Origin of the sequence: Flavonifractor sp. An52 (assembly GCF_002159385.1) — a bacterium.
Lineage (GTDB): Bacteria > Bacillota > Clostridia > Oscillospirales > Oscillospiraceae > Flavonifractor > Flavonifractor avicola.
Genome location: NZ_NFIB01000019.1, coordinates 1 through 18,893, shown reverse-complemented (window position 1 = coordinate 18,893; position 18,893 = coordinate 1). Strand labels below are relative to the sequence as shown.

Below are 18,893 nucleotides of genomic sequence, written 5' to 3'. Positions count from 1 at the left end.
TCGTGCCGATGATTGTTGGGGAAATCCGCCGCTACCTCCGGGACAACTCCTCTCTCCGGGTGTCCCGGTCCATGCGGGACACCGCCTACCGGGTACTCCAGGCCAAAGAGAAGTTCATGAACGAGCACCAGCGGGAGCCCAGCATGGAGGAGATCGCCAAGATGCTGGAGCTGAAGCGGGAGGACGTGGTCTTTGCCCTGGACGCCATCGTGGACCCGGTGTCCCTCTACGAGCCGGTGTACGAGCACGGGGGAGATACCATCTGCGTCATGGATCAGGTGAAGGACTCCAAAAACACCGATGAGAGCTGGCTGGAGCACATCGCCCTGAAGGAGGCCATGGAGCGGCTCACCGATCGGGAGAAGCGGATTCTGCGGATGCGCTTTTTTGAGGACAAGACCCAGATGGAGGTGTCCGCCGAGGTGGGTATCTCCCAGGCACAGGTGTCCAGATTGGAAAAAAGTGCAATAAACCGGATGAAAAAGGATCTCTGAAGAACAGATTGCGGATTTGGGGCCGTCATGATACAATGGAGGTGACAAAACGACGGAAAGGAGTTCTGATTCCCATGAGCTTTGTACTGCCTGAGTATCATGCCCCTGATTTTACCCAGCCCATGTTCCAGAACGCCCCCAGCGTAACCTTCCACCCCGCCCCCCGGGACGGTGTGGCGCCCGAAGGCTACCACGCCACCAGTATTTTCCCGGAATACTTCAAAGTCAACGGAGACTGGCTGCTGGCCGAGGAGAGCCGCATGGACTGCGTGGCCGTCCTGCGGGATGGCAAGATTGCCGTGGTAGAGTTCCGCAACCTGAAAGAGGGCGAGCCGGTGGTAGTAGGCCGGACGGAGGATGCCTCGGAGGGCATCTATATCTACGCCGATGGTTTTGAGACGGAAAAAGGGGAGCAGGAGACCTTCTCCTTCCGTCAGGGCCGCTCCAGGGAGACCGCCTACTCCATGGATTACGACTCCATCTATGAACTGCTCCGCCATGAGAAGGACCACGGGTGCATTTTGTGGGTCATGGGTCCCGCCTGTGCCTTTGACCACGACGCCCGGGACGCCTTTGCCGCTCTGGTGCGGGGTGGCTATGTCCACGGCCTGCTGGCGGGCAACGCCCTGGCTACCCACGATCTGGAGGCGGGCTATCTCCGCACTGCCCTGGGCCAGGACATTTACACCCAGAAGAGTATGCCCAACGGCCACTACAACCACATTGACACCATCAACGCTGTCCGGCTGGCGGGGTCCACCGCCGCCTTCGTCCATTCCGGCAAGGTGAAAGACGGCATCATCTACGAGTGCGTCAACCACAATGTGCCCTTCATACTGGTGGGCTCCGTCCGGGATGACGGCCCCCTCCCCGAGGTGTACGGCAATGTGTACGAGGGCCAGGACGCCATGCGGGCCCTGGTAAAGACAGCCACCACCGTCATCTGTATGGCCTCCACCCTCCACACGGTAGCCACCGGCAACATGACTCCCTCCTACCGGGTGGTGGACGGGGTGGTGCGCCCGGTGTACTTCTACTCGGTGGACATCTCCGAGTTCGCGGTGAACAAGCTGCGGGACCGGGGCAGCCTGTCGGTACGCACCATCGTCACCAACGTGCAGGACTTTGTGGTCAACGTCCGCAAGGGCGTGCTGTAAACCAAGCGCACAAGGCCCCGGGGCTAAAAAGCCCCGGGGCCTGTCTGTTTGCATGGAAATGTAAGACAGACGGCCCATGAAGTTTCCATCTGTGCTCTTGTATTTCCGAAACCACCAGTATATAATATTACATAATAGGCCTTTTTACAGACCTGTGTGAATTGCTGATAAGAAGAAGGAGGGAGCACAGCCATGAAATTGCTCCAGCTTTTGGAACAAGACTGCACTCTGACCCCCGAACAGCTTGCATCTATGGCCGATATGTCCGTGGAGGACGTGAAGGCGGAGATCAAGCGGTACGAGGATGAAAAAACTATTTTGGGCTATAAAGCCATTGTGGACTGGGACCGCACCGACCGGGAGGCGGTTACCGCCCTGATCGAGGTCAAGGTGACCCCCCAGCGGGGCGAGGGCTTCGACCGGGTAGCCGAGCGGATCTACCAGTACGACGAGGTGGAGAGCGTCTACCTGATGAGCGGCGCTTTTGACCTGACCGTTATTATTTCCGGCCGCACCCTGAAGGAAGTGGCCCAGTTCGTGGGGGAGCGCCTGTCCACCCTGGAGGACGTGACCGGCACCGCCACTCACTTTATCCTGCATAAATATAAGGAAAAGCACCTGATCTTTGAAAAGCAGGAGAAGCAGCCGAAGGAGTGGATTTTCTCATGAACTACGACGAGATACTGTGTAAGCGCATCCAGGATGTGAAGCCCTCCGGCATCCGGCGCTTTTTTGACATTCTGGAGGAGATGAAGGACGCCATCTCCCTGGGTATCGGTGAGCCCGATTTCGTTACCCCCTGGCACATCCGGGACGCCGGCATCTACTCCCTGGAGAAGGGATTTACCAAGTATACCGGCAACGCCGGTATGGCGGAACTGCGGCGGGAGATTGCCGCCTATCTGGCCCGCCGGTTCGACCTGCACTACAATTTTGCCGACCAGATCGTGGTCACCGTAGGCGGCAGCGAGGCCATTGACCTGACTCTGCGCTGCCTGCTTAACCCCGGCGACGAGGTCATCGTGCCCGTGCCCTCTTTCGTGTGCTACGGGCCTCTGGCCTCCATGGCCGGCGGTACCCCGGTGTATGTGGAGCTGAAGGCGGAGAATGAGTTCCGCCTCACTCCCGAGCAGCTGAAGGCCGCCATTACCCCCCGTACCAAAGTGCTGGTGCTGCCCTTCCCCTCCAACCCCACCGGCGGCATCATGGGCCGGGAGGATCTGGAGGCCATTGCCGAGGTGCTGCGGGGCACCAACATCATGGTGCTCTCCGACGAGATCTACGCCGAGCTGACCTACGGCCAGCACCACGTCTCCATGGCCAACCTGCCTGATATGTACGACCGCACCATCGTGGTCAACGGCTTCTCCAAGAGCCATGCCATGACCGGCTGGCGGATGGGCTACGTCTGCGGGCCTGCCCCGGTCATCAAGCAGATGCTGAAGCTCCACCAGTTCGGCATCATGTCCGCCCCCACCGTCAGCCAGTACGCCGCCATTGAGGCCATGCGCAACGGCGACGGCGACATCGAGCATATGCGGGACGAGTACGACGGCCGCCGCCGCTATCTGGTGGAGGGTCTGCGCCGCATTGGCCTGCCCTGCTTTGAGCCCAGAGGGGCCTTCTATGTGTTCCCCGACATCCGGGGCACCGGTCTGACCTCTGATGAGTTCTGTGAGCGCTTCCTGATGGAGGAGAAGGTGGCCGTTATCGCCGGTTCCGCCTTCGGCCCCGGCGGCGAGGGCTTCGTCCGCTGCTGCTACGCCACCTCCATGAAGGATATTGCCGAGGCCCTGACGCGTATGGACAACTTCCTGACCAACCTGAAGAAAAAGCAGGCCAGAGAGCAGGAATAAGAAAAGGAGGAGAGGATATGTACATCACCTGTCTGGATATGGAGGGCGTTCTGGTCCCTGAGATCTGGATCGCCTTTTCCGAGGCCACTGGTATCCCGGAGCTGCGCCGCACCACCCGGGACGAGCCTGACTACAACAAGCTGATGCAGTTCCGTCTGGATATTCTGAAAGAGCATGGACTGGGCCTGAAGGAGATCCAGAATACCATTGCTACCATCGATCCCTTGCCCGGGGCCAAGGAATTTCTGGATGAGCTGCGCTCCTTCAGCCAGGTGATCATCCTCAGCGATACCTTTGAGCAGTTTGCACAGCCCCTGATGAAAAAGCTGGGCTGGCCCACTCTGATGTGCAACACCCTGGAGGTGGCCGACGACGGTACCATCACCGGCTTCCAGATGCGCTGCCCCCAGTCCAAGCTGACCACGGTGAAGGCCCTCCAGTCCATCGGCTACGACACCATCGCCGCTGGGGATAGTTTCAACGACCTGGGCATGATCCAGGCCAGCAAGGCGGGCTTCCTCTTCAAGAGCACCGACCAGATCAAGGCCGATCATCCGGAGCTGCCCGCCTACGAGGAATTCCCCGATCTGCTGGCCGCCATCCGGAACGCGATGGACTGAGTACCACCCAAACTTCATGTCTGGAAGTGAGTGAGCAATATGCTGCGGCAATTTGAGGGACTGGCCTTCCGGCCGGCCGATATCCTGCTGCCCCGGGACTGCGAATACTGCAAGTGGTCGGTGGTGGCCTGCGATCAGTATACCTCCCAGCCGGACTACTGGCAGCGGGTGGAGGAGTATGTGGGCTCCGCGCCCTCCGCCCTGCGGCTCATCCTGCCGGAGAGCTGCCTGGACGGTCCCAATGTAGAGACCGATATTATGGAAGTCAACAATACCATGACCCGCTACCTGCGGGAGGAGCGCTTTCAGGAGTTCCCCAACGCCCTCATCTATGTGGAGCGGCGGCTGGATAACCTGAAGGTGCGCCGGGGCCTGGTGGGCATGGTGGATCTGGAGCAGTACGACTATGAGCCCGGCTCCGGCGCCGCCGTGCGGGCCACCGAGGGTACCGTCATGTCCCGCATTCCACCCCGGGTGGCGGTGCGGAAGAACGCCCCCCTGGAGCTGCCCCACGTTATGCTGCTGACCGACGATCCCCAGAAAACGGTCATTGAGCCTCTGGCCCAGCGGAAAGACAGAATGCAGAAGGTGTATGACTTTGACCTGATGGAGCGTGGGGGACACATCACCGGCTGGCTGCTGGATGAAGAGAGTATGGCCCTGGTGGCCGACGCACTATCCACCCTGGCTGACCCAGCCGCCTTCCGGGCCAAATACGGCACGGAGGAGGTCATGGCCTTCGCCGTGGGTGACGGCAACCACTCCCTGGCCACGGCCAAGGAGTGTTATGAGCGTCAGAAGAGACTGACCCCCAAGGAGCAGTGGAGCCGTCTGCCTGCCCGCTTCGCCCTGTGCGAGCTGGTGAACCTCCACGACCCGGCCCTGGAGTTTGAGGCCATCCACCGGGTACTATTCGGCGTGGAGCCGGAGCAGGTGGTGGAGGCTCTGGTGAAGGCCTTCCCCGGCGCCTTCCGGGGAGAGGGGGAGGGCCACGTCCTCCGCTATGTCCACGCCGGCGGGCAGGGGGCGGTCACCGTGCCCAATCCCCCCGCACAGATGGAGGTGGGCACCCTCCAGCCCTTCCTGGATGCCTATGTGAAGGAACAGGGAGGGCGTATCGATTACATCCACGGGGCCGATGTGGCCCGTACCCTGGCAGACCGGCCGGGTAACCTGGCCTTCCTGCTGCCTGCTATGGGGAAGGACCAGCTGTTCCCCACTGTGATCCACGACGGAGCCCTGCCCCGCAAGACCTTCTCTATGGGCGAGGCCCATGACAAGCGCTTTTATCTGGAGGCGCGCAAGATCCGATAAGGAGGAGTCTCATGGCAGTCCTGGAGGTCAAGGCCTACGCCAAACTGAATCTGTCCCTGGATGTGCTGGGAAAGCGGCCTGACAGTTACCACGATATGCGGATGGTGATGCAGACGGTGGGGCTTACCGATACCCTCCGGCTGGAGACCGGCACCGGGCAGCCCCTGCGCATGGAGAGCAACCTGGGCTTTTTGCCGGCGGACGAGAGTAATCTGGCCGCCGCCGCCGCCCTGCGGCTGTGCGAAGCGGCAGGGGTGGACCACGGCGGACTATCCATCAAGTTGGACAAGACCATCCCGGTATGTGCCGGAATGGCGGGGGGCAGTGCCGACGCCGCTGCTGTGCTCCGGGGGCTGAACAAGCTGCTGGGCCTGGGTCTCTCCGGGGAGCGGCTGGAGGAGATCGGCGCTCTGGTGGGCTCCGATGTGCCCTACTGCGTCCGGGGAACCACCGCCCTGGCCGAGGGCAGGGGAGAGGTCCTCACCGATCTGCCCCCTCTGCCGTCCTGCCTGGTGGTGCTGTGCAAGCCCGCTTTCTCGGTGTCCACGCCGGAGCTGTTCCGTACGCTGGACGGCTGCCGGATTCGCCGGCGGCCTGATACCGCCGGATTGATCGCGGCGCTGAAGAGCGGCGACCTGCCCGGGGTGTCCCGGCGGATGTATAACGTCTTTGAGGACGCTCTGCCCAGCCGCCGTGCCCAGGAAATTGACGCCATTAAAAATGTGATGATCCAGCACGGCGCCCTTGGCGCCTCCATGAGCGGCACCGGTCCCACTGTATTTGGACTTTTTGACCACGAGGAACGGGCTAAAAGTGCTTTTGACGCGCTGAAGGAGCAGTACCAAGAGACATTTTTGGCCCAGACCGTGGAAAATCTGCTGGAACAGGTATAAAATCAAAAATCACCGTCCACAATGGAGACAAACCAATGTGGACGGTGATTTTTTATGAAACAGAGCAAGACCCTGCGGCGCTGGGAATTGGCTCTTTTGCTGGGTGTGGCCATTGCGGCTTTGGCAGGAGTCTGGCTGGACCGGAGTCAGGCGGCTCTGTCCGATCAGGTGATCCGGCTCCATGTGCTGGCTAACTCCGACTCGGAGGCTGACCAGGCCCTGAAGCTGAAGGTGAGGGACCGGGTGCTGGGCGCGGCGTCGGATTATTTTGTGCCTAGGGCCACCTTGGAAGAGACCAGAGAGGTTCTGACAGAGCATTTGGCCGACATAGCAGCTGCCGGAGCAGATCAGGTGGCGGAGGAGGGGTATCAGTATCCGGTGACGGTCTCCCTGGAGGACAACTACTGGTTTCCCACCAAGCAGTACACAGACTTTGCCCTTCCCGCCGGAGAGTATACCGCCCTGCGGGTGGTGATCGGCGAAGGCGCCGGTCAGAACTGGTGGTGCGTGGTCTTTCCGCCTCTGTGCCTGGGTTCGGTCAGTGAGACGGCGACCCAGACCGCCCTCAGCGACGGCTTTACCCAGGACCAGGTGTCCCTCATCACCGGAGAGGACGAGGGGTATGTGGTGAAGTTCAAGGCCATTGAGCTGTGGGAGGGCTTCAAGCACTGGATCACAGGCGGATAAAAAGACAGGCTCGGCTGTAAGCCGAGCCTGTCTTTTTATATGAGATCAGCCAATGCCGCCGTAGTAGATACCCAGCACCCACACAGCTGCCGCCACCAGCACATAGAAACGGGCGGTAACGGTGAAGAACGTGCCGGGGCGGCCCTTTCCGCCCAGAGCCAGCTCGTCCTTAATGGTGTCTACCCGCAGTACGAAGTAGATGCACACCGCCACCAGCAGGGCGCCGAAGGGGGAGACGTAAATGGTGATCAGGTCCATCCAGCTGCCCATGCCTGCCAGGGACTCCAGGAACAGGCCGGGCACAAAGGTAACCACGCCAACAATGAGCGTGGCGGCCCGGCGGGAGAGCTTGACGGTGGAGCTGAGGGCCTCGCCGCAGGCCTCCAGCATATTCATCAGGGAGGTGATACCTGCGAAGAACACCGACACGAAGAAGAGCAGGGCGAAGATCTGGCCGCCGGGCATCTGCCCAAAGACCTGAGGCAGGGTGACAAACATAAGGGAGGGACCGCTGGTGGGATCAATGCCAAAGGCAAAGACGGCGGGGATGATGGCAAAGCCCGCCAGCAGGGCGGCCAGAGTGTCCAGCAGGGCGGTCATGCCCGCGTGGCGCAGAATGCTCTCGTCCTTCTTCATATAGCTGCCGTAGATCAGCATACCGGCGCCGTTGATGGACAGGGAGAAGAAGGCCTGTCCCATGGCCATCACCCAGGTCTCCGGGTTGAGCAGGTAGCTCCAGTCGGGCCGGAGCAGGTAGAGGTAGCCTTCCGCCGCACCGGGAAGGAAGGCTACCCGGACGGCAATGATGAGAAACAGAATAAAGAAGGCGGGCATCATGAACTTGCTCAGCTTCTCAATGCCGGAAGCCACGCCGAAAATCAGAATGACCACCGTAAAGACCACTGCGATCAGGTGCCAGGGCACGGAACCGAAGTTGACAGCCAGCGCGTCAAAAAAGCTCTGAGAATCCCCGGCCAGGATGGAGCCGGTGACAGAGCCGGCGGTGTACCGCAGGACCCAGCCCACCACCACCGAGTAGCCGATGGCGATGCCCAGCACGCCCAGCAGGGGAATGATGCCCAGGATCTTGCCGCCCTTCTTGCCCCGGGATTTCATGACATAATCCAGAGAGCCCATGGCGCCGGTGCCGGTGAGCCGCCCCAGGGCAAACTCGCCGGACAGGCCCACATAGCTGAACAGGGCCACAAAGATGAAATAGGGGATCAGAAAGGCGCCGCCGCCGTACTGTCCCACCCGGTAGGGGAACAGCCAGATGTTGCCCATGCCCACGGCGGAGCCCACCGCCGCCAGGACAAAGCCCAGGGAGCTGGTGAACTTGCCGCCGGATTTGTTGTGTTCCATTCAGAGATCCTCCTCGTTTCTGCGTACCATGTGGATGTGATCCTCCCATACCCCGTTGATCTTGAGGTAGCGTTTGGCCAGCCCCTCCTCCTCAAAACCGGCTCTGGCCGCCGCCCGGCGTGAGGGAAGATTGCGGGGCATGATGTTGGCCTCCACCCGGTGGAGGCCCAGGTTGCGGAAACCCCACTCGGTCAGAGCGGCGATGGCCTCCGAGCCGTAACCCTGTCCCCAGAGAGTGTGGTCCAGCTTGTAGGAGATGAAGCAGGACTGGAAGGCCCCGCGCACGATCTCGTTGAGACCGGCCAGCCCGATGATTTTACCGGGATGCCGGGGCTGGACCAACAGGAAGCGGAAACAGCGGCCCGCCTCCGCCTGCTCCAGGTCGAAGGCAAGACGCTCTGCCTGGCCCTCTGCTGTAAAGAATTCCTCGGGCTGGACCGGATCAAAGGGGGCAAAAGCTGCCCGATTGCGTCGGTAGAATGCTGCCGCCGGACCTGCCAGCGCCGGATCACAGGCCAGAAACCCCAGCCGGGGGGAACGAAAAACAAAACGGCGCATCCCAACCCTCTCCCTTCCGATGCATTGCACGCGAGGCACATTATATCACATCCTTAAGACTTTTGCACTATAAAGTTATAGCACTTTAAAGAGCCCATAACGGTAAAAAGAATCCCCTGGGGGTGGTTGACCTGGCCGCCGCTTTTCGATACAATAGAGATACCAAAAAAGGGAGCCGTCCACCTGTGGGCGGCTCTCCCATTGCCAAGGAGACAGGAAAACGATATGTTGAATACCCAAGAGGAACTGCGCTTTTGCAAGGCCCGGCGGGCGGCCATCGAACTGGAGTTTGGAAATCTGAATCCGGAACAGCGGAAAGCGGCTCTGGCCACTGAAGGGCCTCTGCTGCTGCTGGCAGGAGCGGGCAGCGGAAAGACTACGGTGCTCATCCACCGCATCGCCAACCTGATGAAGTACGGCCGGGGCTCCGATTCCAATGAGGTGCCTGCCTGGGTGACGCCGGAGGATCTGGCCTTCCTGGAGGAGTATGTGGCCCGCCCCGATCCGGAGAAGAAAGGAGAGCAGGAGCGGCTGTGTCGCCTGGACCCGGCGGTGCCCTGGTCCATCCTTGCCATCACCTTCACCAACAAGGCTGCCGGGGAGTTGAAAGAGCGGCTGGAGCGGATGCTGGGCCCCAACGCCAACGACGTGTGGGCCTCCACCTTCCACTCCGCCTGTGTGCGTATCCTGCGGCGGGATATCGACCGGCTGGGCTTTACCAGCTCTTTCACCATCTACGACACCGCCGACTCCGAGCGGGTCATCAAGGATATTGTGAAGGACTTCAACCTGGACGACAAGACTTTCTCTGCCCGCACGGTGCTGGGCTACCTGTCCCGGGCCAAGGACGCCATGCTGTCCGGGGCGGATTATCTGGCCCAGTGCGAGAAGGCGGGAGACTTCCGCCTGGTGAAGATGGCCAAGATCTATGTGGAGTATGAGCGGCGGCTGAAGGAAGCCAATGCCCTGGACTTCGACGACATTATCCTGGATACGGTGCGCCTGCTCCAGCGGTTTGAGGAGGTACGGACCTACTACCAGAAGAAATTCCGCTACGTCCTCATTGACGAGTATCAGGATACCAACAATCTGCAGTATCTGTTGGCCTCCACTCTGGCGGGAGGTTATGAGAACATCTGCGTGGTGGGTGACGACGACCAGTCCATCTATCGCTTCCGGGGCGCCACCATTGAGAACATCCTCTCCTTTGAAAGCCAGTATAAGGGCGCCCGGGTGATCCGGCTGGAGCAGAACTACCGCTCCACCAAGAACATTCTGGAGGCTTCCAACGCGGTCATCAAGAACAACGAGGGCCGCAAGGGCAAGGAACTGTGGACTCAGCACGAAGAGGGCGAGAAGATCCAGTGCTATACCGCCATGAATGAGCACGACGAGGCCCAGTATGTGGCGGCTCAGATTCTGGCAGGCTTTTCCGCCGGGCGCAGCTGGAAAGATCACGCGGTGCTCTACCGTATGAATGCCCAGTCCAACCAGATCGAGCAGGCCTTCAAGCGCAACGGTATCCCCTACCGCATCATCGGCGGTATCCGGTTCTTTGACCGTGCCGAGGTCAAGGATATGCTGGCCTACCTGAGCGCCGTGAACAACCCCGGCGACGATCTGCGGCTCTCCCGCATTATCAACAATCCGCCCCGCGGTATCGGCGCCACCACCGTGGACCGGGCACAGAACATTGCCCAGGCTGAGGGCAGGTCCCTGTGGGAGGTCATCAGCCACGCCAAGGATTGGCCGGAGCTGCAGAAGGCGGCTCCCAAGCTGGGCCAGTTTGTGGAACTGATGGACGATCTGCGGAAACTATCCCGGGAGCTGCCGCTGCCTGCCTTCTACGAAGAGGTAGTGGCACGCACCGGTTATGCCGTCATGCTGGAGCAGAAAAAGACCATTGAGGATCGCACCCGACTGGAGAACGTGCGAGAGCTGGCTACCTCCATCCAGAATTACCTGGACAATGCGGTGGAGGAGCCCTCTCTGGCAGGCTTCCTGGATGAGATCGCCCTCTATACCGATATTGACAGCCACGACTCCGGCGAGGACTGCGTGGTCATGATGACCATGCACTCCGCCAAGGGCCTGGAGTTCCCGGTGGTCTTTGTGGTAGGCGTGGAAGAGGGCATCTTCCCCGGCATCCGTGCCATCGGTGAGCCAGAGGAGATGGAGGAAGAGCGGCGGCTATGCTATGTGGCTATGACCCGGGCCAAGGAGAAGTTGTATATGACCTGCGCCTCCCAGCGTATGCTCTTCGGCCGCACCAATTCCAACCGTCCCTCCCGCTTTTTGGGGGAGATTCCACCGGAACTGGTGGAGAAGTCCGGCCGCCTGCCCTACGGCGAACGGGGTGAGGGGGAGCGGCCTGCCCGCAAGACCGCGCCGGTGCGCCGCACTTTCGACCACGGCTTCTCCCTGGGCCATACGGCTCCGACAGCTCAGCCCGCTGCGGCGCCTGCTGCAAACCAGGCTGCCCCGTCCGGCGGAGCCTTCCGCATGGGCGATACGGTGCGGCACAAGGCCTTCGGTCAGGGCCTGATCACCAAGGTGACTCCCATGGGCGGCGACGCCCTGGTGGAGATCGCCTTCGACAGCGTGGGTACCAAAAAGCTGATGCTGAAATCTGCCTCCCAGTATATGACCAAGGCATAAGAAAACCGGGCCGCCGGAAGGCGGCCCGGAGAAATGCTACGGCTGAAGCAATTCCGTAAAGCTATAAATGTATTGATGGCACAGCTCCTTCAATTCGCCCTCGTACCGGGCGTAAAAAGGGTCGTACACCCCTACTACGGTCAGCCCCGCGTCCTTGGCGGCAGCGCAGGCGCCGGGAGAGTCCTCGTAGAGGGTACTATCTTCCGGCGTGGCTCCCAGCTCTTTCAGTACATGGACGAAGGTGGCCGGGTCCTTCTTCAGCATACCCAGCTCCTGGACGAAGATGAGGCGGGAGAAGTAGTTCTCCATATTGAGCCGCTTCAGGGCGGCCTGGCAGAATTCGGGCACGCAGGCGGTGAGCAATACCATGGTCTGCCCCTGCCGCCGGCACTGGTCCAGAAAGGCCAGAGCTCCCGGTTTGGCGGGGACCTGAGATAGGTAGGCCTCCCGGCCCAGCTGGGTCCACTCGTCCATGATGGCCTGAGGCGTGGTGTCCAGGTGGTAGTAATCGATGGTGAACTGGGCAGCCAGAGGGAAGATGGAGTGGCCCACCGTCTCGCTGTACTCCTGGGTGGGGGTCAGCCCCCGGCGGGTCAGGAAGGTGTTGTCCACCTCCTCCCACACGCCGTTGGAGTCCACCAGGGTGCCGTCAAAGTCAAACAGGATCATACATAAAACCTCCAGGGGAATTGAACGGCCTCCTCAGCGTAATCGATGCCGATGCGGGGGCCGGTATGGATGACAGCGGGTGTTTCGCCTGCGTCACAGAGAAACAACTCCTGGCCGCACAGGTCCAGACCGTTTTGGGCACGGGTAAGAGCCAGGGCCTTGCACACCTTGCCCGGTCCATCCAGAAAGTGCTTCTTTTGATAGGAAGTCAGCTCTCCGGGCATTTTGCCGAAGCGGTTGAGGCTCATACGAGCCAACCCATCCACCGGTTCCAGACCCCGCAGCAGGACGGCAGCAGGCTCCCCTTCCGCCTCGGTCACAAAGTTGAGACAGTGGTACATCCCGTAGATCAGGTAGATGTATGCGGTGCCCGGCGGGGCAAAGAGAGTCTCGGTCCGAGCGGTTCGGCGGTAGCCATAGGCGTGGCAGGCCTTGTCGCACCGGCCAATATAGGCCTCGGTTTCTGTAATGCGACCCACCAGCGTTTCCCCGTTCCATATCCGGACCAGGTGTTTTCCAAGCAGATCTCGGGCCACATCCAAGGTGTCCCGGGCAAAAAAGGTCCGATCCAGCGGTTTCATTTGGATGCCCCCCTTTGTTGGGATTACATTTTATTTTACCATAGGTAAAGGAGAGGTACAACCATGAGCCAAACCAATGAAAGCAGTGTCCTGGCCAAGTTCGCCACCCCGCTGATTATCCTCGCTACGATTATTTGGGGTAGTTCCTTTGTAGTGATGAAGAGCAGCGTGGATGTGCTGCCCACCTTCTGGCTACTGGCCATTCGATTCAGTTTTGCCGCTCTTGTGCTGGCGGTGGTCTTTATCAAGCGATGGAAGGTGATGGACCGCCACTACCTGATTGGCGGTACAGTAATGGGCTTCTGCCTGTTTGTGGCCTATGCTTTCCAGACCTACGGGCTGGAACAGACCACCCCCGGCAAGAACGCCTTCCTCACTGCAGTTTACTGCGTCATTGTCCCCTTCCTGTACTGGATCGTGGCCAAGCGCCGGCCGGACAAGTTCAATGTGATTGCCGCCTTGCTGTGCATCATTGGCATTGGTCTGGTGTCGGTTACCGGCGATAACGCCTCCGCTTTCAATATGGGTGATGTACTTACCCTTATCGGCGGTTTCTTCTTTGCTGCACATATCGTGGCGGTGTCCAAGTTCTCCGAGGGCCGGGATATCTTCATCCTGACCACCCTCCAGTTTGCCAGCTTTGCCGTGTTCTCCTGGATCGGTGTGCTGGTTACCAGAACCTCGGTGAGCCCCGAAGTGTTCAACGGGGACCTGATCTTCGGCCTTGCCTACCTGGTGATCTTTGCCTCCTGCGGTGCGCTGCTTTTCCAGAACATCGGCCAGAAGTACACCGCCCCCTCCACCGCGGCGGTCCTCCTGTCCTTGGAAGCTCCCTTCGGCGTAATTTTCTCCATGATTTTCGCCAACGAGCAGCCTACCGCCCTGATGCTGGTGGGCTTTGCCCTGATCTTTGTGGGCGTGATCTGCTCCGAGACCAAGTTCTCTTTCCTGCGGAAGAAATAAGAACCAGATAGAAAGACAGCCCCTGCCCTAGAAGGGCGGGGGCTGTTCTGCATTTTTTGTGACTGTGCATGGAGTCATGTCTTGCGCTGTATGGCTCAGTTTGGTATCATGGATAAGGTGATGACCATGTATGTTCAGTCTATTCGCTGCATGGCTGGGATGCCCTATGCGTAAGCTGGCCTGGTTTGCCGCCGCCTTTTCCGGCGCGGTGTTTCTGGCGGTTTATCTGCTGCCGGAAGCCATACTGGTGCCGGCGGGGGCGTGCTGTGGTTTGGCAGCTCTGGCCGGACTGTTCCTTCGGGGCAAAGCCCGTCTGCGGACGCTGCTGATCTGCTTCGGTTTGGCGGCGGGCCTGTGTTGGACGGGAGTATACTGCGCTCTGGTACGGGTACCTGCGCTGCGGCTGAACGGCACAGAGACGACGGTTACGGCTCTGGTTACCGATTGGCCTCAGGAGAACAGCTACAGCACTTCTGTTATGTCGGAGGTCTATGGGGACGATGGAAGTCCGGTCAAGACCTTGCTCTATTTGAATGGGGAAGAGGCCATGGGTTTGCGGCCCGGTGACCGGCTGACAGTGACCGCCTCCTTCCGTATGGCAGACACTATGGCGGGGGAGAGCACCAGCTACTATTATGCCAAAGGGGTACTCCTCATTGGCAGTGGCGGGAAGGACTGGACGGCGGAACGGCCGGAGCAGGTTCCGGTGGGCTGTTGGCCCGCCCTGTTCAGCGGGGCGCTGAAGGACAGCGTGGACCGGGCTTTTCCGGACAGTACCGCGCCTTTGGTCACCGCGTTGCTGACGGGAGACAAAACGGAACTGCCTGAGGCGGCGTACAGCGCCCTGCGCCGGTCCGGACTGGCCCATGTGATCGCTGTCTCCGGCCTCCATGTCTCCTTCCTGGCCGGACTGATTACCACATTGTTGGGCCGCCGCAGGCGGCTGTCGGCAGTGGTGGGTATCTGCCTGCTCTTCTTTTTCAGCGCCGTGGCAGGCAACACCCCCTCAGTCCAGCGGGCGGCGTTGATGCAGGCTTTGCTCCTGATTGCCCCGCTGGTGGACCGGGAGAATGATCCGCCTACCAGCCTCAGTACCGTGCTGATGATACTGCTGGCGGTCAATCCCTATGCCGCCGCCAGCGTGTCCCTCCAGCTGTCCTTTGCCGCCGTGGCCGGTATCTTTCTGTTTACCGGGCCTTTGTGTGAGAAGTGGGAGAGCAGACTGCCCCGCAAGCCCCAGAACTTTTGGCTCAAACTGGGCTGCCGGGTGGCCCGGGTGATTATCGCCACTGTTGCCACCACGTTGGGAGCCATTGTGTTCACCACGCCTCTGATGGCCTTCTATTTTGGCAGCGTAACGCTTATTTCACCTCTTACCAATCTGCTCTCCCTGTGGGCGGTGTCCGATGCCTTCCTGGGTGGGCTGGTGACGGCGCTGGTGGGGCTTGTGCTGCCTGCCGTGGCCACGGTGATGGCCTGGGTGGTCTCTCTGCCGGTGTGGTATCTCCAGTGGCTTACCGCAGCCCTGGCAGGACTGCCCTTTGCCTCGGTGGCCGTCCATTCCATCTATCTGATTCTGTGGATGGCTCTGACTTATGGACTTATTTTTCTGTGGGTGCTTTGGCGAGGTCCAAGAGGGCGGGGGGTGGTGCCATTGTGTCTCAGTACGTCCACCCTGTGTGGCGCCCTGATCCTCCAGGCTGCTGCCCTCACCGGCGGAAGGCTGACCGTATCGGTGTTGGATGTGGGTCAGGGTCTCAGCGTGGCCCTCTATTCCCAGGGACAGACCGCGCTGGTTGACTGCGGCGGCTACGATGCGGGAAATACCGCTGCGGATTATTTCCAGTCTCTGGGCCTGAGCCACATCGACCTGGTGATCCTCACCCACTACCACGACGACCACGCATCCGGAATTCCTCAACTGCTGGAGCGGATGGACGTTGGACTGCTGATTCTGCCTGACGTGGAGCCGGACAGTGCCCTGCGGGCAGAGGTGGAGGCTGCCGCCCAAGCCCATGGAGTGGAGACTCTGTTGGTCACCGATGGGGCCACCGCCGAGCTGGGAGAGACGAGCCTGAAGATCTACCCGCCCCTGGGCAGTGGCGGCAGCAATGAAGAGGGCCTGTCAGTGCTGGGAAGTGCAGGGGAATTTGACGTTCTGATTACGGGTGATATGAATACCACCGTGGAGGGACGGCTGGTGAAATACGGAGACCTGCCGGATACAGAGCTGCTGGTAGCAGGCCACCACGGCTCCAAATACGCCTCGTCGGACGAATTGCTCCAGGCCATACAGCCGGAATGGGCTGTTATATCAGTTGGATACAATACTTACGGTCACCCGGCGGCGGAGACTCTGGCCCGGCTGTCCCAGCACGGATGCCAGATCTACCGCACTGACTGGTCGGGGACCGTTACTATTACTGCGGAATAAGGAGAAGATACCATGCCGCCAAAGGGAAAACCAGATACTGCTGCCTATCAGAAGCTGAAACAGGATCTGAAAAGTGGCACACTGGGTAGCCTCTATGTGTTTCATGGCGAGGAGGCCTATCTGCGTGACTACTATCTGGGACAAATGAAGCAGAAATTGCTGCCTCCGGGAATGGAGGCCTTCAACTACCATGTGATCCAGGGTAAGGAGTTTGATTTGAAGGCTCTGGCCCAGACGGTGGACTGCCTGCCTATGATGAGTCCCCGTACCATGATCGTAGTCAATGATTACGATCTCTTTAAGGGGGACAAGGAGGGGCTTACCGCCATTTTGAAGGATCTGCCCGACTATGTGTGCCTGGTCTTTGTGTATGACCTGATTGAATATAAATCAGACGCCCGTACCAAGCTGGCCGGTGTTATCAAGGAGAAAGGTAGTGTAGTGCCCTTCAACCGGCAGGAGCAGGGGGATCTGGTGGACTGGATCGCCCGGCGTTTCCGGGCCATGGACCATGATATCGGTACTGAGGACGCCAAGTATCTTATCTTCCTGTGTGGAGATCTGATGCACACTCTAATTTCGGAGATCGGCAAGATCGGCGCTTATGCCTCTCACCGGCGGGTTACCCGACAGGATATCGACGCTGTGGCCACGCCCCAGCTTGACGCGGTGGTGTTCCAGATGACCGATGCCATCTCCGCCGGAGACTTTGACAAGGCGGCCTCAGTGCTGGGGGACCTCTATCATATGCAGGAGCCTCCCATTAAGCTGCTGGCGGCCCTGGGCAAGCAGCTGCGGCAGCTCTATACAGCCCGGCTGGCCCTGGAACACAGGAAGGGAAGCCGCTATTTGATGGAGCTGTGGGGACTGCGCTCGGCTTATCCGGCGGAACGGATGATGCAGTCAGCCCGGCGGTTTTCTCTGGGTTGGTGCCGCCGGGCGGTGATCCGCTGTGGTGAGGTTGATCTGGCCATGAAATCCACCGGCGCGGATGGAGAAGAACTGTTGACTGGCCTGCTGATGGAGCTGGCCGTAAAGAAAGGAGCCTGATGATTATGAAAAAGCGTGCGATCTTTGGCGTGGCGCTTGCCGCCGCCGGCGCGGCGGGGTGGTATCTGACCGCCAATCGCAGAAAGAATCAGATGGAGATCATCCGTGAGCAGGTCCGCAAGCTGCTGGCGGTGCGGAGGGATGAGCTGCAGCTTCTGCGGAAGGCGGCCCAGGCGGGGGAACTGCCCTCGGAGGGATTGAGTACCCAACCGCTGGATGGCCTGGAGGTGGAGGCGGTTCGCCTGGAGGATGGTGCGCTGACTGTGTGTCTCTGCAACGGTGCGGCACGGGCCTGGCTGTCTGATCAGCCGATGGATCGTCTGAACGTCCATCAGCAGCCCTGGCGGGGCAGTGCCCGGCCCGGTGTTCTGTACACGGAAAACCTGGGTGACGGCTGGCACGTTGGATATGCCTGCCTGCACTGGAGCTGAGTATGCTGCGGATCAAAGAGGCTATTGTGGTAGAGGGGCGTTATGATAAGAATACCCTCTCTCAGATGGTGGATACCATTATTGTGGAGACCTCCGGCTTCGGTGTATTTAAAAACAGTGAAAAACTGGCCCTGTTCCGCCGCTTGGCGGCGGAGCGGGGCCTTATCATCCTCACCGATCCGGATGGGGCTGGTTTTGTTATCCGCAATTTCCTCAAGGGCAGCATTCCGCCGGAACAGGTGAAACACGCCTATGTGCCTGATATCCTGGGTAAGGAACGACGGAAGCGTACGCCGGGAAAAGAGGGGAAGCTGGGCGTGGAAGGAATGCGTCCCCAGGTACTGGAACAGGCCCTCCGACGGGCGGGGGCTACCTTTCTGGAAGAAGATGCTCCGCCGGTACGCTGTGGACGAGCCATCACCAAGGCGGATCTGATGCTGTTGGGGCTGTCTGGAGGGGCTGGATCAGCCGAGCGCAGGCAGGCCTTGATGAAGCAGCTGGGGCTGCCGGGGCATCTGTCTCCCAATGCCATGCTGGAGGTACTGAATGCGCTTTTCTCCTATGAGGACCTGGTGTCTGCTGTCCGAAAATCCGGGACGGAAAAAGAAAAGAGCGGAAAGTGAAAAAAGGTGTTGACAAATGGGATTGGGAGTGATATTCTATCTGAGCGCCTTGCGAGAGGGCATGAAAATCTGACCAAAATCGGAAGAAACCGAGGGGAACCTGGACGGCCTTGCGGAAAGGGATCAGAAAAAAGTGCTTGACAAACGCGAGTGTGCGTGGTAAACTAAATGAGTTCGCGCCGGAGGGCGTGAACCAGCTTGAAAAAGAGCCAAAACAAGTGGTTCGGGGCTAAAAAGTCCTGAAAAAACTTGAAAAAAGTTCTTGACAAGCGAAACAGAGTGTGCTAAAATAAATAGCACGTCAGCCCGAGTGGCCGACAAGAGCGTGTACCTTGTAAATTAAACAACGTGAAAGAAACACGAAGCACCAGAAAGGACGAGAAGTCCTTCTGACAAGCAAAGCTTGAAGAAGGCTCTTGATTTAATTTCTTTGAAGCTATGAATTAAGCTTCGATAAGATGATTTGAAGAACTTTGGTTCTTTAGATACCATTTTATTGAGAGTTTGATCCTGGCTCAGGATGAACGCTGGCGGCGTGCTTAA

The 18,893-nt window shown here is 59.7% G+C and carries 18 protein-coding genes and 1 pseudogene; 14 read left to right on the top strand and 5 right to left on the bottom strand.

Annotated elements, in window-relative coordinates; genetic code table 11:
* Nucleotides 1–2: 2 nt before the first annotated feature.
* The 8 genes and pseudogenes from B5G06_RS08715 to spoIIR form a co-directional block, all read left to right on the top strand.
* Nucleotides 3–494, top strand: a pseudogene (locus B5G06_RS08715) (sigma-70 family RNA polymerase sigma factor); the annotation flags it as partial.
* A 74-nt stretch (nt 495–568) separates the two neighbouring features.
* Entirely contained in the window at nt 569–1,651 is a 1,083-nt protein-coding gene (locus tag B5G06_RS08710) for a hypothetical protein (protein WP_087188693.1), read from the top strand.
* A gap of 192 nt (nt 1,652–1,843) precedes the next feature.
* Nucleotides 1,844–2,320, top strand: a complete 477-nt coding sequence (locus B5G06_RS08705; RefSeq protein ID WP_087188692.1) for an Lrp/AsnC family transcriptional regulator — start codon at nt 1,844–1,846, stop codon at nt 2,318–2,320.
* Entirely contained in the window at nt 2,317–3,507 is a 1,191-nt protein-coding gene (locus B5G06_RS08700; protein ID WP_087188691.1) for a pyridoxal phosphate-dependent aminotransferase, read from the top strand. The genes B5G06_RS08705 and B5G06_RS08700 overlap by 4 nt, the downstream gene beginning before the upstream one ends.
* 17 nt (nt 3,508–3,524) lie before the next feature.
* Entirely contained in the window at nt 3,525–4,127 is a 603-nt protein-coding gene (gene thrH, locus B5G06_RS08695; protein ID WP_087188690.1) for a bifunctional phosphoserine phosphatase/homoserine phosphotransferase ThrH, read from the top strand.
* A gap of 39 nt (nt 4,128–4,166) precedes the next feature.
* Nucleotides 4,167–5,441: a DUF1015 domain-containing protein gene (locus B5G06_RS08690; protein ID WP_087188689.1), complete on the top strand. Its 1,275-nt coding sequence runs from the start codon at nt 4,167–4,169 to the stop codon at nt 5,439–5,441.
* Nucleotides 5,442–5,452: 11 nt separating this feature from the next.
* Nucleotides 5,453–6,334, top strand: coding sequence for a 4-(cytidine 5'-diphospho)-2-C-methyl-D-erythritol kinase (gene ispE / locus B5G06_RS08685; protein WP_087188688.1), 882 nt, complete (start codon nt 5,453–5,455; stop codon nt 6,332–6,334).
* A 54-nt stretch (nt 6,335–6,388) separates the two neighbouring features.
* A complete protein-coding gene (gene spoIIR / locus B5G06_RS08680) occupies nt 6,389–7,021 on the top strand; it encodes a stage II sporulation protein R (protein ID WP_087188687.1) in 633 nt (210 codons plus the stop codon).
* Between the two features lie 45 nt (nt 7,022–7,066).
* Here spoIIR and B5G06_RS08675 read toward each other — a convergent pair whose 3' ends face one another.
* Nucleotides 7,067–8,383 (bottom strand): sodium-dependent transporter, encoded by a 1,317-nt coding sequence (locus B5G06_RS08675; protein WP_087188686.1) that lies wholly within the window; start codon nt 8,381–8,383, stop codon nt 7,067–7,069.
* Nucleotides 8,384–8,941, bottom strand: a complete 558-nt coding sequence (locus tag B5G06_RS08670) for a GNAT family N-acetyltransferase (protein ID WP_087188685.1) — start codon at nt 8,939–8,941, stop codon at nt 8,384–8,386. It abuts the gene before it with no gap.
* 225 nt (nt 8,942–9,166) lie between these two features.
* Here B5G06_RS08670 and B5G06_RS08665 point away from each other — a divergent pair, with 225 nt between their 5' ends.
* Nucleotides 9,167–11,599: an ATP-dependent helicase gene (locus B5G06_RS08665; protein WP_087188684.1), complete on the top strand. Its 2,433-nt coding sequence runs from the start codon at nt 9,167–9,169 to the stop codon at nt 11,597–11,599.
* Nucleotides 11,600–11,635: 36 nt separating this feature from the next.
* On the opposite strand, the gene B5G06_RS08660 is transcribed toward B5G06_RS08665, so the two are convergent.
* Nucleotides 11,636–12,268 carry an HAD family hydrolase gene (locus B5G06_RS08660; RefSeq protein ID WP_087188683.1) on the bottom strand — a complete coding sequence of 211 codons (633 nt, stop codon included), beginning with the start codon at nt 12,266–12,268 and terminating at the stop codon, nt 11,636–11,638.
* On the bottom strand, nt 12,265–12,849 hold the full coding sequence (locus tag B5G06_RS08655; protein ID WP_087188682.1) for a DNA-3-methyladenine glycosylase: 585 nt from the start codon (nt 12,847–12,849) through the stop codon (nt 12,265–12,267). Before B5G06_RS08655 ends, B5G06_RS08660 begins: the two co-directional genes overlap by 4 nt.
* 63 nt (nt 12,850–12,912) lie before the next feature.
* Here B5G06_RS08655 and B5G06_RS08650 point away from each other — a divergent pair, with 63 nt between their 5' ends.
* From B5G06_RS08650 to B5G06_RS08630, 5 genes are all read left to right on the top strand, one after another.
* Complete coding sequence (locus B5G06_RS08650) at nt 12,913–13,812, top strand: DMT family transporter (protein ID WP_087188681.1); 900 nt, start codon at nt 12,913–12,915, stop codon at nt 13,810–13,812.
* Between the two features lie 166 nt (nt 13,813–13,978).
* Nucleotides 13,979–16,246 (top strand): DNA internalization-related competence protein ComEC/Rec2, encoded by a 2,268-nt coding sequence (locus tag B5G06_RS08645; protein ID WP_087188680.1) that lies wholly within the window; start codon nt 13,979–13,981, stop codon nt 16,244–16,246.
* Between the two features lie 12 nt (nt 16,247–16,258).
* Nucleotides 16,259–17,296, top strand: a complete 1,038-nt coding sequence (gene holA / locus B5G06_RS08640; protein WP_087188679.1) for a DNA polymerase III subunit delta — start codon at nt 16,259–16,261, stop codon at nt 17,294–17,296.
* Nucleotides 17,297–17,301: 5 nt separating this feature from the next.
* Nucleotides 17,302–17,727 carry a toxin-antitoxin system antitoxin subunit gene (locus B5G06_RS08635; protein ID WP_087188730.1) on the top strand — a complete coding sequence of 142 codons (426 nt, stop codon included), beginning with the start codon at nt 17,302–17,304 and terminating at the stop codon, nt 17,725–17,727.
* Nucleotides 17,728–17,729: 2 nt separating this feature from the next.
* Nucleotides 17,730–18,350, top strand: a complete 621-nt coding sequence (locus tag B5G06_RS08630; RefSeq protein ID WP_087188678.1) for a toprim domain-containing protein — start codon at nt 17,730–17,732, stop codon at nt 18,348–18,350.
* A 339-nt stretch (nt 18,351–18,689) separates the two neighbouring features.
* Here B5G06_RS08630 and B5G06_RS14175 read toward each other — a convergent pair.
* On the bottom strand, nt 18,690–18,893 hold a 204-nt coding region (locus B5G06_RS14175), incomplete at its 5' end, for a hypothetical protein (protein ID WP_204220783.1).

Coding starts and splice junctions, on each gene's coding strand:
- B5G06_RS08650 (WP_087188681.1), top strand. CDS start 12,913: ATGAGCCAAACCAATGAAAGCAGTGTCCTGGCCAAGTTCGCCACCCCG.
- B5G06_RS08655 (WP_087188682.1), bottom strand. CDS start 12,849: ATGAAACCGCTGGATCGGACCTTTTTTGCCCGGGACACCTTGGATGTG.
- B5G06_RS08690 (WP_087188689.1), top strand. CDS start 4,167: ATGCTGCGGCAATTTGAGGGACTGGCCTTCCGGCCGGCCGATATCCTG.
- holA (WP_087188679.1), top strand. CDS start 16,259: ATGCCGCCAAAGGGAAAACCAGATACTGCTGCCTATCAGAAGCTGAAA.
- B5G06_RS08660 (WP_087188683.1), bottom strand. CDS start 12,268: ATGATCCTGTTTGACTTTGACGGCACCCTGGTGGACTCCAACGGCGTG.
- B5G06_RS08700 (WP_087188691.1), top strand. CDS start 2,317: ATGAACTACGACGAGATACTGTGTAAGCGCATCCAGGATGTGAAGCCC.
- B5G06_RS08705 (WP_087188692.1), top strand. CDS start 1,844: ATGAAATTGCTCCAGCTTTTGGAACAAGACTGCACTCTGACCCCCGAA.
- B5G06_RS08670 (WP_087188685.1), bottom strand. CDS start 8,941: ATGCGCCGTTTTGTTTTTCGTTCCCCCCGGCTGGGGTTTCTGGCCTGT.
- B5G06_RS08645 (WP_087188680.1), top strand. CDS start 13,979: ATGCGTAAGCTGGCCTGGTTTGCCGCCGCCTTTTCCGGCGCGGTGTTT.
- spoIIR (WP_087188687.1), top strand. CDS start 6,389: ATGAAACAGAGCAAGACCCTGCGGCGCTGGGAATTGGCTCTTTTGCTG.
- thrH (WP_087188690.1), top strand. CDS start 3,525: ATGTACATCACCTGTCTGGATATGGAGGGCGTTCTGGTCCCTGAGATC.
- B5G06_RS08630 (WP_087188678.1), top strand. CDS start 17,730: ATGCTGCGGATCAAAGAGGCTATTGTGGTAGAGGGGCGTTATGATAAG.
- B5G06_RS08710 (WP_087188693.1), top strand. CDS start 569: ATGAGCTTTGTACTGCCTGAGTATCATGCCCCTGATTTTACCCAGCCC.
- B5G06_RS08675 (WP_087188686.1), bottom strand. CDS start 8,383: ATGGAACACAACAAATCCGGCGGCAAGTTCACCAGCTCCCTGGGCTTT.
- B5G06_RS08665 (WP_087188684.1), top strand. CDS start 9,167: ATGTTGAATACCCAAGAGGAACTGCGCTTTTGCAAGGCCCGGCGGGCG.
- B5G06_RS08635 (WP_087188730.1), top strand. CDS start 17,302: ATGAAAAAGCGTGCGATCTTTGGCGTGGCGCTTGCCGCCGCCGGCGCG.
- ispE (WP_087188688.1), top strand. CDS start 5,453: ATGGCAGTCCTGGAGGTCAAGGCCTACGCCAAACTGAATCTGTCCCTG.